Genomic DNA, 12638 nt, shown 5'->3' with positions numbered 1-12638 from the left:
GTTCGCCTTGTAACGGTCAGCGTATCAGATGCAGGTGCAGGCCTTTGGTTTCAGCGGAGCCGGTTTCCATGCGCGCAGCGCGCACACCTTTGTCGACCAGGGCCTGGCGCCAGGCTTCGGCGTTCGGGCCGGTAAGGCTGACGCGCAAGGTGGTATCAAGGTTCAACCCACGGGAAATCAGGGTCAGCCAGGTGTCGTCAGGGTCACCGCCCAGCGCGGGAAAATCCAGCTCGCCGGTGCTTTTCAGCTCTCGCAGCAGCGTTGCGGAGGTGGGCAGAAGTTCGGCCAGCGGCGCGTTGGCATCCAGTTGCTCCACGTGCAGATAGGCGCGACGGTTGCCACGGGTGATGCCATACAGCGCCACCAGGGAGTTTTCCTGGGGGGCTGCCAGGCGCAGCAGCAGGTATTCCTGCTGGCCGTCGGCGCCGACCAACTTGGCGTTGCCGAACACTTCATTGGCCCACAGGCTGCTTTCGCCGCAATCCCGGGCCTGGCACCAGAACAGCAACTGCGCGCCCTTCGCCTGCAATGCTTCGCGCGTCGCAGTAAATGCGGCACTGGAGCTGTGTTCGGCAGGTAATTCATAGGTGATGGCGGTGGCTTGGCCCCGTGCGGTGGCCTGGCCTTCATAACGCAGCTGGCCGCTGATCTTGCGGATGGCACCCATGGGGTAGATGCGTTCTTTTTCTTCGGTGGGACGGTAGTCGACGATTTGCGCGTCGACCTGGCGGGCCACGGTGGGTAGGTCCTGGCTACCCGGTATGTCGGCGGCAAATACCAGTGGGCTCAGCAGGCCCAAGCCCAGGATACGGATACATCCGTTACGCACGCTCATAGGATCAACGAGCCCTGGCCATCGGCGGTCACAGCGGTGTTGAAGTAGTTCATGGTTGACTCCCTTTCAATCCGCCCAGCCTCGGCAGTTGACCGCCCCAAGTCAAGGCGCGCAGAAGAACCGATTGAAACAGTCTGCAACAAGGACCGCGCCGGGCTCGTCATTCAGGTGTAAATGATGGCCGCCTGGCAGCGTGGTCACGGTAAAGGGTAGCTGGGAAAGCAATTCGGAATGTTTCGCCAGCATGCCATCAGCCGCGACCACCAACTGTGTAGGGCAACCCACACGCCGCACGAAAGCCATTGCCTGCTCATCGGTCAGACGCATCGGCGAAGCCAGGGTCAGGCGGTTGTCGGTGCGCCAGGTGTAACCGCCCGGCACTGGCATCAGACCGCGTTGGGCCAGCAGTTCCGCGGCTTCGCGACTGACCGCCACCACGCCTTTCATGCGCGCCTCGACCGCTCGATCCAGGGTGCTATAGACCGGCTTGCGTTTGTCCTGCAGGTTCAATTGCGCCTGCAACGCCATGCCCAAGCGTTCGGCGGCGTTGTCACCGCTGGCAGTGGGCGGGATCACCCCGTCGATCAATCCCAGGTGCGTCACCCGTTCCGGCAGCGCACCGGCCAGCACCAGGGAAACGATGGCGCCGAGGGAGTGGCCAAGTAATGCAAAACGTTTCCAACCCAGTTGCTCGGCGACGTGCAGCACGTCGTACACGTAATCCCACAAGGCGTAACCGGCGCCGATAGGACGATGCGCCGAATGCCCATGCCCGGCCATATCCAGTGCAACGATGCGCAAGCCCTGGAGTTTCGGCGCCAGTCGCGCAAAGCTGTTGGCATTGTCCAGCCAGCCATGCAGCGCGATCACCGGCAAACCGTCCTCGGGCCCGAACAGATGGGCCGCCAACTCGATATGCGGCAGGCTCAGGCGCACTTCTTCGACCGGTGTGCTCATGCGCAACTGCGCTCGCGGGCTTCCCAGCGGGAGAACAGGTTCTTGATCAAGGTCGCGGTGTCCTGGGGGCGTTCAAGGGGGAACATGTGGCCGCCGGGCATGGTGAGCATTTCGCCCATGGGCAGGCGACCGACGCCGCTGGCGTGGTGACGCATCACCACCCGGCTCTGCCGGCCGCGCACCACCGCCAGCGGCACCTTCATCTGGCGCACCTGACCGGGGCTGGTGTGGGGCACGCCCCGGTAGATGCTGATCTCGGTAGCCGGGTCGAAGCGCAGGCGCAGGCGGTCACCGACCTGGTGCAGGCCGTGTTGCAGGTAAGCGTCGAAGCATTCCGGGTCAAAGCCACGGAACAAGGTCTTGCCGGCGAAATAGCTGCGCGCGGCGTCCAGGTCGCTGAACTCTTCGCGGCGTCCCAGGGTGCGCCCGGCGGGGGTCAGGCGGTCAATAAAACCAAAGCGCTTGGCCGCGCGGATCACCCAGCGGTCGGCGCGGGTCAGCACCGGCGAATCGAGCATGACCACTCCGCGATATAACTGAGGGCAACGCATGGCTGCATGCAGATGCAAAACGCCACCGAGGGAATGCCCCACACCCCACACCGGTTCCGGCTGCCGCTCCAGGTGGTGGATCAGCTCATCCACCAGGTTCTGCCAGTTATCGTCCACCGGAAACCTGGGGTCGTGACCGTGCTGCGGCAGGTGCGCCACTGCATATTCCGGGGCCAGGGCGGCAAACAGCTTGCCGTAGGTGGCCGAGGGGAAACCATTGGCGTGGGCGAAAAACACATGCTGCGACATACCGGATCCATCGACAAAAACAGAGATTGATTGTCACCAGCCCCGACCGCCACAGCAATGACTGAAACTGCCAGGAATGATGACACTCACGCCACGCCTATCGCGCCGGCGGGTTCTCGCCCAGCGGCACCACCGCCATGGTCAGGCGCGACACGCAATTGGCCTTGCCATCGTCGCTGGTCAGGCGAATGTCCCACACCTGGGTGGTGCGGCCGATATGGATCGCCTTGGCCACCGCCGTCACCCGCCCACTGCGCACACCGCGCAGGTGGTTGGCGTTGATCTCCAGGCCCACGCAGTAGAACTTGCTCGCGTCGATGCAAAGATAGGCGGCCATGGAGCCGACGCTTTCGGCCAGGACCACCGATGCGCCGCCGTGCAACAAGCCGTAAGGCTGATGGGTGCGATGGTCGACCACCATGCTGGCGGTCAGCGATTCGTCATCGAAGCGTTCAAAACGGATATCCAGCAATTCACCGATTGTGTTCTTCTGGATCGCATTGAGTTGGTCAATATTCGGTTGAGTGCGCCACAGGCTCATACGGTTGTCCTTGTTGGTTTTATGATGGCCCTAATCCTGCCACAGAACGGTTTCGGAACGCTCGCTCCACGTCTGGAAATGTTCACCGTAGGTCGATTCGATCACATTGCGTTTGATCTTGAGCGTCGGGGTCAGAAAGCCGTTTTCCACCGCCCAGTTGTCTTTCACCACCACCAACTGTCGCAGGCGTTCATGTTTATCCAATGCTTGATTGACCTGCTCCAGCCAGCGTTCAAGGCTGCTGCGCAGCACATGCGGTTCTTCGCTCATTGCCGACAACACGCAAAGCCCCATCGGCGCGGTCAGGCCATCGCCCACCACGCACACCTGTTCGATGCGCGCATGTTCAGCCAGGCGGTTCTCAATCGGTGCCGGGGCCACGTACTTGCCTTTGCTGGTCTTGAAGATCTCCTTGAGGCGCCCGGTCAAGCGCAGCCGACCGTCGGCAGCCTGCTCGCCCTTGTCGCCGGTGCGCAGGAAGCCGTCGGCGGTGATGGTCTCAGCGGTTTTGTGCGGGTCCTTGTAGTAGCCGAGCATGGTCGCACCGCTGCGCACTTGCACTTCGCCCGCAGGATCGATGCGCACCTCGACACCAGGGCACGGCAGGCCGATCCAGCCGATGGACTGTTGCCCGGGGCGACACACATGGGAGTAGCCGCAGCTCTCGGTCATGCCGTACACCTCCAGTACGTCCAGGCCCAGGCGCTGATACCAGCGCAGCAGCGCCTCGGGCACCGGCGCCGCCCCGGACAGTGCGATGCGCAACGCATCCAGGCCCAGCCCGGCGAGCACCTTGTGGCCCACGCGCTTGCCGATGAAGGGTAGACGCAGCAGGGTGTCCAGGCGTTTTTCCGGGATTTTGGCGTAGACGCCCATCTGGAATTTGGTCCAGATACGCGGTACGCCAAACAGGGCGGTCGGACGTGCCCTGCGCAGGTCGGTCAGAAACGTCTCCAGGTTTTCGGCAAAAAACACTGTCTGCCCGGTGTAGATCGCCGCCATTTCCACAAACATGCGCTCGGCCACATGGCACAGCGGCAGGTAGGACAGCAGGCGGTCGCCCTCCCCCAACCCGAATAATTCGGTGCCACGGGTGGCGGCAAACCCCAGCGCGCCGAAGCTGTGCATCACGCCTTTGGGTAGGCCGGTGGTGCCAGAGGTGTAGATGATGGTGGCCAAGTCCCAGTCCGCAGGCGCCGGGTCATCCTGGATCGGCGAACAGGCTTGCAGGTCGGCCCAGCTGAAATCGAACGCGCCGGCTGGGCACAGCGGCAAGCTGATGGTCGGGACATTGGACGGCACGCCGGGCGCCATAGCGGGCCAGTCGTCGAGCTTGCCGATGAACGCCAGCGCCGCCTCGGAATGGGCGAGCACATGGGCCACGGAGTCGGCAGTGAGGTTGGGGTACAGCGGCACCGAGACATGCCCGGCCATCCAGATCGCCAGGTCGGCAATGATCCAGTGCGCACAGTTTTTCGAAATCAGGGCAATGTGCGAGCCTGGGGGCAGCTCGCGGGCGCGCAGCCAGCGCGGCACACCGGGCCTGTTGGCCGACATCGCCCCAGGTGAGGCGCTGCACCTCACCGCCGCCCACGGGCTGCACCAGAAAGGTCTGGCGCGGGTGCCGCGCTTCACGTTCGAAGAACACCTGCAACGGCAATCGAAATGCGACGGGCATGGGACGCGCTCCTTTGTGGTCCGACGATAGCCAACCAAGCACTTGCTTGGTTGACTATATAGCACACACAAAGCCGCGATAACGCCTACGGATTCTTCACGCTGACCAGGCTCATCAGCCCCGCCAGCGGGAAATCCCCTTCCAGTTCCGCCAGGCTGGCGGTGTGCATCGGCTGAGGCTGGCGCTGATGACCATGCTGCAGAAAGCTGATCAGGCTGCCCACCAGGGGCTGATGGCTGACCAGCAGCACATTGTCGTCGGTGTCGAGCTTTTCCAGCACCTGCAACGGGCTGCCATCGGGGGTCAGCCACGGCACCGTGCGAATCTGCGCCTCGAAGCCCAACGCATCACGCACCAGATGCGCGGTCTGCTGCGCCCGCACATAGGGGCTGGCGATGATCGCGCTGAGGGGCTGGCCGATCAGGTGCGCGGCACTGCGCAACACTTCGCCACGGCCATGCTCGGTGAGGTTGCGTTCGGCATCGGTGCGTGCATGCCCTTCGGCCTCGCCGTGGCGCAGTATCCACAACTTCATAGTTTCGGCTCTTCATCACGCACCGGGTGCGGCGCCGGCGGCACGCTGTGGGCGGCTTCGCCCTCGGGTGCGCGCGGGGTCGGCCAGTCGGCGAACGGCCACGGTTTTTGCTCGGTATGGAAGCTGCCGAAACGACCGATCTGCGCCAGGAACTGGCTGAGGCTGTCGCCGAAGTTCATCAGGCCCAGGTTCGGGGCGCCGTAGACCAGGCGGTAGATCAGTTGCACCACCACCAGCGCGCCGAGCAGGAACTGCGCCACTTGCCAAACCAGGGCAAACACCAGCATCCACAGGATGCGCAGGGCAATGGATTCGTACTTGGGGGCTGCTTGCGGATCGTTCATGACGCGTTCCTCAGTTGAAACCACTGGTGGAAATAAAGTCGACATCGGTCTTGGGCTCGGCGCGCATCAGCAACTCGATGACCTGGTTCAAGGTGCGCCCTTCAAACAGGATCGCGTGCAGCCCGGCGACCAACGGCATATACACGCCGACTTCCTGGGCCTTGGCCTTGAGCACCTTGAGGGTATTGACGCCCTCGGCCACTTCGCCCAGGCGCGTGACCGCGTCTTCCAGGCTCAGGCCCTGGCCGAGGGCGAACCCGACCTGATAGTTGCGGCTTTTCGGCGAGGAGCAAGTGACGATCAGGTCGCCCACGCCCGCCAGGCCGAGGAAGGTCATCGGGTTGGCCCCCTGGTTGACCGCAAAGCGGGTCATCTCGGCCAGGGCGCGGGTAATCAACATGCTTTTGGTGTTCTCACCCATGCCCAGCGCCACGGCCATGCCGGCGATGATCGCGTAGACGTTTTTCAGCGCACCGCCCAGCTCGACGCCAAAGCGGTCGCTGCTGGCGTAGACCCGGAAGGTACGGCCGTGCAATACAGCCTGGACCCGTTCGCACAGCTCTTCGTCTTCACTGGCGACTACGGTGGCGGTCAGCGCGTGCTCGGCGACCTCCCGCGCCAGGTTCGGCCCGGATAACACGCCAATGCGCGCCTGGGGCGCGATCTCTTCGAGAATTTCGCTCATCAGCTTGAAGGTCTGCGCCTCGATGCCCTTGGTCAGGCTGACCAGCAGCTTGCCCACCAGGCGTTCGGCGTGGGGTGCCAGCACCGAGCGCAAGGCGCTGGACGGCAGCGCGACGAAGCACAGGTCGCAGGCCGTGAGGGTGTCCAGCAGGTCGGTAACCGGCTCGACCGCCGGATGAATCTTGATGCCTTTGAGGTAACGCGGATTTTCCCGGTGCACCCGAATGGCCTCGGCCTGTTCGGGATCGCGCATCCACTGGCGCACAGCGTGACCGTTCTCGGCCAGCAGGTTAGCCACGGCGGTACCAAAACTTCCGCCTCCCAGGACCGCGATAGGGCGCTGTTCAGTCATATGCAATCCGTTAATCCATACCAGTGGCGATGGCGGCATTATACGGGCCGACCCGTCGGCAGCCAGCCCCCGTATCAATTCGTGCGCTTGTCGGAAAATGCCACACTTACATGAAGTAATTGCAAGTCCGGCGACTGGCAAATGGCCCCACCTCAGTTAACATGGGCGGCTATCCGTAATTATCAAGGCCGTGCCGTGTATTTGGGCCCTCCTCCCCGTTCATCTCTGTGGTTGATGCTGCTGTGCAGTGCGCCTGTCATGGCCGACGACCTGTTCCTCGACAGCCAGCCGCTGCCCCAGGTATTGACCGCCACGCGTCTCAAGCAATCGGCCGCCGCCGTGCCCGGCAGCATGACCGTGATCGACAGCGAGTTGATCAAGGCCAGCGGCGCGCGGGATATCAGCGAGTTGCTGCGCCTGGTGCCGGGGATGATGGTCGGCTACACCTCCGGCAACCAGGCGGCGGTGAACTACCACGGCACCAGCGCCAGCGATGCGCGGCGCATGCAGGTGCTGATCGACGGCCGCTCGGTGTACCGCGCCGGCCTGGCCACCGTGGACTGGAGCGACATTCCAGTAGCGATGGAAGATATCGAGCGCATCGAAGTCTTCCGCGGCCCCAACACCGTCAGCTACGGCGCCAATGCCTTGATGGCGGTGGTCAACATTCTCACGCGCTCGCCGGCTAACAGCCACGGCACCCGGGTCAAAGTGGTGCGTGGCGAGCGTGGCATCAATGACTTCTATGCCAGCCAGGGCATCGGCTGGGAAACCGGCGATTTGCGCCTGTCGCTGTCCGGCCAGCAGGACGATGGGTTCGACAGCGACGCCGCTGGCGCCGACCGCCGCGACGGGCGTCGTCTCAATCGCTTCAGCCTGGCGGTGAGCCAGACGTTGAACGCGCAGCAGAGCATCGACTGGCAACTGGATGCGAAGGAAGGCACCAACCAACGTCCGTATACCTACAGCCCGGTATTCGCCGGGATTACCGAAGGTGGCAACAACTCCGACGTCACGGCCAAGGACTACGCCGGCTCGCTGCGCTGGAATTTCGATTTCAACCCTGAACACAGCCTCTACATCCAGGGCTCGGCCCAGCAGTGGGACCGCCGGCAAATCTGGAAGGCCTGCGACGCCAAGGTGTCGTTCAGCCCGGAATTGACCCAGCTGTGGCAGATGAACCCCAACTACGCCGAGCTGCTGGCCCGCCACATGGACACCTACAGCCAGGGCAGCGCACCGCCGGGTAGCGCTGCCGAGCAAGCGCTGGCCAACCAGGTGTTGCAGCAGTGGCGCGACGGTGCCAGTCAAAGCGTGTGCGGCGACATCGACCAGAGCACCCGCGAAAGTCGCTATGACTTGGAAATCCAGGACACCCTCAGCCTGTCCGACAGCCTGCGCCTGGTCAGCGGCATGAACTACCGCTACGACCGCGCCGACTCCGATACCTACTTCAATGGCACCCTGGACGACACCACCTGGCGCCTGTTCGGCCAGTTGGAATGGCGCGCCAGCGAACATTGGCTGCTGCAAGGCGGCGCCATGTATGAAGACACGCACCTGAGCGGCAATTCGCTGACGCCACGGGTGGCGGTCAACTACCTGATCAACCCGCGCCATGGCTTGCGCGCGGTGTACTCCGAAGCCATCCGCTCCCCGGACATGTTCGAGAACAACGTCAACTGGAGTTATCGCGTCACCAACCTCAGCTCCCCGGCCTACGGTCAGACCACCGGGCAATACTTCGTAAAGACGCGGGGGCCGGGCAACCTCGATAAAGAGATGATGAAGTCGCGGGAACTGGGGTACAACGGCTTCTTTGCCGACATCGGGCTGAACATGGACGTGAAACTGTTCTACGACGAAATTACCGACATGATCAGTTCGCCGCTGCGCAATAACCAGTACATTGCCAGCAACGCCAACAGCGCACGCTTCACCGGTGCCGAAACCCAGTTCGACTGGCGCGTGAGCAACGCCGACCGCTTGCGGCTGACCTATGCTTATGTCGATGCCAGCGCCAGCAACCCGCTGGACAAGGCACAGACCGCACGCAACAGTGGCTCTGCCGGTTGGTTGCGTGAATGGGGCCAAGGCTGGTCCAGCGCGCTGTTCTACTACGGCGATGACGCACTCAACCAATATCGCTTCGAACGGGTCGACCTGCGGGTGGCCAAGCGCATTGCCCTGGGCAAAGCCAACGTGGAGCTGGCCGGCATGCTGCAAGAACGCCTGGATCACCAGCCCACCACCTGGGCCGATAACAATTATGACCATCGCCACGTGCTCTACTTCAGCGCAGAGTTAGAGTTCTGACATGGGCGACTCGTCACGGATGACCTGCTTTTTTATCCACACGCTCTGGCGACGCATTGTGCTGTTCGCTTGCCTGCTGTCTGCCGCGCCGGCCTGGAGTGCCGAGATCCTGCTGACCGCTGCCGAAGACAGCGCCGGCGTCCAGGCCTTCGCCCAGGCCCTGGCCCAGCAACGCCCCGAAGACCACATCACCTTCACCCCGCTCAAAAACCTGCCAGCCCCTGGTCGACTGCCGGCCAACACACGTCTGATCCTGCTCGACCTGCCCAGCCTCGACTGGCGCCTGCAGGAGACCCAAGGCCCGCCGACCCTGGTGCTGCGTATCAGTCGGTTGCAGGCCCATCAACGCCTGGGCACCACACCTCACCCGCACATCAGCCTGCTGTGGAGCGACCCACCGCTGGAACGCCAACTGCGCCTGATCGCCGCCATCCTGCCCCAGGCGCGGCGCATCGGCGTGCTCTACGGCGCCGACAGTGAGTTCCTGCTGCCCGAACTGCGCCAGCACGCCACACCCCTCGGCCTGGAAATCGTGCCACAGCTCTGGGACAACATTAATGACAGCCGCCCGCTGCAAAACCTGTTCAGGAGCAGTGACGTGCTGCTCGGCCTGGATGACCCGCAGTTGTACAACTCGAAAACCGCGAAGAACCTGTTGCTGAGCAGCTATGCCCAGCAATTGCCGCTGGTGGGCCCGAATGCAGGCTTTGTGCGGGCCGGCAGCCTGGCCAGCACCTACAGCGACCAGACCGACTGGCTGGCCGTGCTTGACCGTTTGCTAGACCACCCGCCGGCCAACTGGCCGCGCTCGCTGTACCCGGAACACTTCAAAGTCGTGGGCAACCCGCAAGTCGCGCGCTCACTGGGGATCGAACAGGTGGACGAAGCCGGCGTCGCGATCCGCCTGGCCGAAGGAGAAAAACGCCCATGACCTTGCGCCGTCGTTGGGACATCAACACCCGCACCCAGCTCATCACCCTGGGCCCGGCGCTGTTGCTGACGTTGCTGCTGATCAGCTTTTTCACCTTCGTGCGGATCCAGGACTTGCGCCAGGAACTGGACCACACCGGCCAGTTGATCGCCAACCAACTGGCGCCCGCCACCGAGTACGGGGTGATCTCCGGCAACAACGAAGTGCTCGACAGCCTGCTGCGCGCCACGCTCGCTACGCCCCATGTGCGGTTCCTGGAGATCCAGGACAGCAGCGAGAACATCCTGGTGTATGTCGAGCAGCCGTCGGAAAAACACGACCGCTCGTTGTCCGTCAAAGTGTTCCAGGCACCGATTCGCCTGCAACACATCCAGTTGGGCAATGATTTTTTCCAGGACAACCTCAACGAACCCAAGGCACCGCGGGCCGACTACCTGGGCCGGGTGATCGTCGGCATGTCCAACGACGCATTCAGCCAGCGCCAGCAGGAAATCCTGTTCAAGGCCGGCATCCTGGCGCTGTTCGCCCTGCTGTTTACCTTCCTGCTCGCGCGGCGCCTGGCCGCCAGCCTGTCTCAGCCGATCAGCGCCATGGGCCACGCGGTAAAAGCCATCCAGCAAGGTGACTACAAGACGCCGCTGCCGATCGTGGACGACTCGGAACTGGGCGACCTGTCGCGACACATCAATAACCTGGCCGAAGGCCTCAACCAGGCCAGTCGCGAACAGCAGCAGGCCATGGCCCAGTTGATCCAGACCCGCGAAGAGGCCGAGCGCGCCAACAACGCCAAGTCGGATTTCCTGGCGATGATGAGCCATGAACTGCGCACGCCCATGAACGGCGTGCTGGGCATGTTGCAGTTGCTGGAAACCACCGAGATGACCGAGGAGCAGACCGAGTACGCGGCGCTGGCCTCCGAATCCACCGAGCATTTGCTCAAGGTCATCAACGACATCCTCGACTTCTCGCGCATCGAACGCGCTGCCCTGGAACTGGAGCATATTCCGTTCAACCTGGCGGACCTGATCAACAGCTGCGCCCAGGCGTTCCAGCACAGCGCCCAGCAGCGCGGGCTGGCGTTGAAACTGTCGATACCACCGGGGTTGGACGCCTTGCGCGTGCAGGGCGACCCGACGCGAATCCGCCAGATCCTGGTGAACCTGATCGGCAACGCGCTGAAGTTCACCGAGCAGGGCAGCGTCAGCGTCGAACCCCATTGGCAGACCCTTGACCATGAACTGGTGTGGTTCACCTGCACCGTGCGCGACAGTGGCATCGGAATTTGCGCCGAACGCCTGGAGTTGATGTTCGACGCGTTCCAGCAGGCCGACAGTTCCATTTCAAGACGTTACGGCGGCACCGGCCTCGGCCTGCCCATCGCCCGTACCCTGGCCGAACGCATGGGCGGCACCCTGCGCGCGCAAAGTGAAGAAGGCCGCGGCTCGGTATTTACCCTGGAAATTCCCCTGGCCATCGACCAGCAGAGCGTGCCGGCCATCGCGCAAGGCGCCGACGGCAAAGCCAACGCCGGCGCTGGCCGCCATGTATTGCTGGTGGAGGACAACCCGGTCAACCGCACCGTGGTCGAAGCCATGTTGCGCAGCCTGGGCTTTGAAGTGAGCCTGGCCACCGACGGTGCCGAGGCGATCCGCAGTGCCGAGAGCCTGATTTTCACCGCGATCCTGATGGATTGCCGGCTGCCGCTGATCGACGGCTACGAGGCCACCCGCAAGATCCGTCAACTGCCGGGCTGCGCCGACCTGCCGATCATCGCCCTGACTGCCAACGCGTTGCAGGGCGACCGTGAAGCCTGCCTGGCAGCCGGAATGAACGATTACCTGGCCAAGCCGTTCAAACGTACGGATTTGCAGCAAATCCTGCAGCGCTGGGTGCAATAGCGCCGCGCCATCAGCCAACTCCGACTGGCGTGAAAGACGAAAGTGCGGCAGTCTTAGGCACCCGAACGGGCCCATAAACGGGCCCGGTTTAAAATTTCAGTGAACAAGTGTACATTCAGTACCTTGCCGCTGTGACTTTCACTACAACGCAATAGTCTACGTGTAGGCTGCCGACATGAGGCATGAACGCTTCATTCGGTTCGGGAAGATTTGCCCTACCCTGCCGCATGGGATTATTGAGGAGCTCGCATGACCAAACAAAACGCCTTTACTCGGGAAGATCTGCTGCGCTGCAGTCGCGGTGAGCTGTTCGGCCCAGGTAACGCGCAACTGCCCGCCCCGAACATGCTGATGGTGGATCGCATCACCCATATCAGCGAAGAGGGTGGCAAGTACGGCAAAGGTGAATTGGTCGCCGAGCTGGATATCACCCCGGACCTGTGGTTCTTCGCCTGCCATTTCGAAGGCGACCCTGTGATGCCGGGCTGCCTGGGCCTTGACGCCATGTGGCAGCTGGTCGGTTTCTTCCTGGGCTGGCAAGGCCTGCCGGGCCGCGGTCGCGCCCTGGGTTCGGGCGAAGTGAAGTTCTTTGGCCAGGTCCTGCCGACCGCCAGGAAAGTCACCTACAACATTCAGATCAAGCGCGTCCTCAAGGGCAAGCTGAACCTGGCCATCGCCGATGGTTCGGTGAGCGTCGACGGTCGCGAGATCTATACTGCCGAAGGCCTTCGGGTCGGCGTATTCACTTCCACTGACAACTTTTAAGG

The 12638-nt window shown here is 63.0% G+C and carries 11 protein-coding genes and 1 pseudogene; 4 read left to right on the top strand and 8 right to left on the bottom strand.

Going from position 1 to position 12638, the window contains the following annotated elements; all coding sequences use genetic code 11:
• Nucleotides 1-16 precede the first annotated feature (16 nt).
• From BM110_RS26420 to BM110_RS26385, 8 genes and pseudogenes are all read right to left on the bottom strand, one after another.
• Entirely contained in the window at nt 17-835 is an 819-nt protein-coding gene (locus BM110_RS26420) for a DUF4892 domain-containing protein (protein WP_093514431.1), read from the bottom strand.
• 102 nt (nt 836-937) lie between these two features.
• Entirely contained in the window at nt 938-1792 is an 855-nt protein-coding gene (locus BM110_RS26415) for an alpha/beta hydrolase (RefSeq protein WP_093514430.1), read from the bottom strand.
• The gene (locus tag BM110_RS26410; RefSeq protein WP_071489564.1) at nt 1789-2592 is read right to left on the bottom strand and encodes an alpha/beta fold hydrolase; all 804 of its coding nucleotides are present in this window, start codon (nt 2590-2592) and stop codon (nt 1789-1791) included. The genes BM110_RS26415 and BM110_RS26410 overlap by 4 nt, the downstream gene beginning before the upstream one ends.
• Before the next feature lie 97 nt (nt 2593-2689).
• Nucleotides 2690-3133 (bottom strand): hotdog fold thioesterase, encoded by a 444-nt coding sequence (locus tag BM110_RS26405; RefSeq protein WP_092247882.1) that lies wholly within the window; start codon nt 3131-3133, stop codon nt 2690-2692.
• 30 nt (nt 3134-3163) lie between these two features.
• Nucleotides 3164-4811 (bottom strand): annotated as a pseudogene (locus tag BM110_RS26400) (AMP-binding protein).
• Nucleotides 4812-4896: 85 nt separating this feature from the next.
• On the bottom strand, nt 4897-5346 hold the full coding sequence (gene sixA, locus BM110_RS26395; RefSeq protein WP_092247876.1) for a phosphohistidine phosphatase SixA: 450 nt from the start codon (nt 5344-5346) through the stop codon (nt 4897-4899).
• Nucleotides 5343-5690, bottom strand: a complete 348-nt coding sequence (locus BM110_RS26390) for a DUF4389 domain-containing protein (protein WP_071489568.1) — start codon at nt 5688-5690, stop codon at nt 5343-5345. The genes sixA and BM110_RS26390 overlap by 4 nt, the downstream gene beginning before the upstream one ends.
• Nucleotides 5691-5700: 10 nt before the next feature.
• A complete protein-coding gene (locus tag BM110_RS26385; protein WP_093123120.1) occupies nt 5701-6726 on the bottom strand; it encodes an NAD(P)H-dependent glycerol-3-phosphate dehydrogenase in 1026 nt (341 codons plus the stop codon).
• A 195-nt stretch (nt 6727-6921) separates the two neighbouring features.
• Here BM110_RS26385 and BM110_RS26380 point away from each other — a divergent pair, with 195 nt between their 5' ends.
• The 4 genes from BM110_RS26380 (at nt 6922) to fabA (ending at nt 12636) form a co-directional block, all read left to right on the top strand.
• On the top strand, nt 6922-9042 hold the full coding sequence (locus BM110_RS26380; protein ID WP_331459194.1) for a TonB-dependent receptor plug domain-containing protein: 2121 nt from the start codon (nt 6922-6924) through the stop codon (nt 9040-9042).
• A gap of 1 nt (nt 9043) precedes the next feature.
• Complete coding sequence (locus tag BM110_RS26375; RefSeq protein WP_093514429.1) at nt 9044-9973, top strand: ABC transporter substrate-binding protein; 930 nt, start codon at nt 9044-9046, stop codon at nt 9971-9973.
• A complete protein-coding gene (locus tag BM110_RS26370) occupies nt 9970-11871 on the top strand; it encodes an ATP-binding protein (RefSeq protein WP_093514428.1) in 1902 nt (633 codons plus the stop codon). The genes BM110_RS26375 and BM110_RS26370 overlap by 4 nt, the downstream gene beginning before the upstream one ends.
• Nucleotides 11872-12120: 249 nt before the next feature.
• Complete coding sequence (fabA, locus tag BM110_RS26365) at nt 12121-12636, top strand: 3-hydroxyacyl-[acyl-carrier-protein] dehydratase FabA (protein WP_071489573.1); 516 nt, start codon at nt 12121-12123, stop codon at nt 12634-12636.
• Nucleotides 12637-12638: the final 2 nt, after the last annotated feature.

It is taken from the genome of Pseudomonas sp. NFPP28 (assembly GCF_900115535.1).
Taxonomy (GTDB): Bacteria; Pseudomonadota; Gammaproteobacteria; order Pseudomonadales; family Pseudomonadaceae; genus Aquipseudomonas; species Aquipseudomonas extremorientalis.
Note: the sequence above shows the minus strand (reverse complement) of the source record. Positions and strands in the feature narration are given on the sequence as shown.

Coding starts and splice junctions, on each gene's coding strand:
- BM110_RS26420 (WP_093514431.1), bottom strand. CDS start 835: ATGAGCGTGCGTAACGGATGTATCCGTATCCTGGGCTTGGGCCTGCTG.
- BM110_RS26415 (WP_093514430.1), bottom strand. CDS start 1,792: ATGAGCACACCGGTCGAAGAAGTGCGCCTGAGCCTGCCGCATATCGAG.
- BM110_RS26410 (WP_071489564.1), bottom strand. CDS start 2,592: ATGTCGCAGCATGTGTTTTTCGCCCACGCCAATGGTTTCCCCTCGGCC.
- BM110_RS26405 (WP_092247882.1), bottom strand. CDS start 3,133: ATGAGCCTGTGGCGCACTCAACCGAATATTGACCAACTCAATGCGATC.
- sixA (WP_092247876.1), bottom strand. CDS start 5,346: ATGAAGTTGTGGATACTGCGCCACGGCGAGGCCGAAGGGCATGCACGC.
- BM110_RS26390 (WP_071489568.1), bottom strand. CDS start 5,690: ATGAACGATCCGCAAGCAGCCCCCAAGTACGAATCCATTGCCCTGCGC.
- BM110_RS26385 (WP_093123120.1), bottom strand. CDS start 6,726: ATGACTGAACAGCGCCCTATCGCGGTCCTGGGAGGCGGAAGTTTTGGT.
- BM110_RS26375 (WP_093514429.1), top strand. CDS start 9,044: ATGGGCGACTCGTCACGGATGACCTGCTTTTTTATCCACACGCTCTGG.
- BM110_RS26370 (WP_093514428.1), top strand. CDS start 9,970: ATGACCTTGCGCCGTCGTTGGGACATCAACACCCGCACCCAGCTCATC.
- fabA (WP_071489573.1), top strand. CDS start 12,121: ATGACCAAACAAAACGCCTTTACTCGGGAAGATCTGCTGCGCTGCAGT.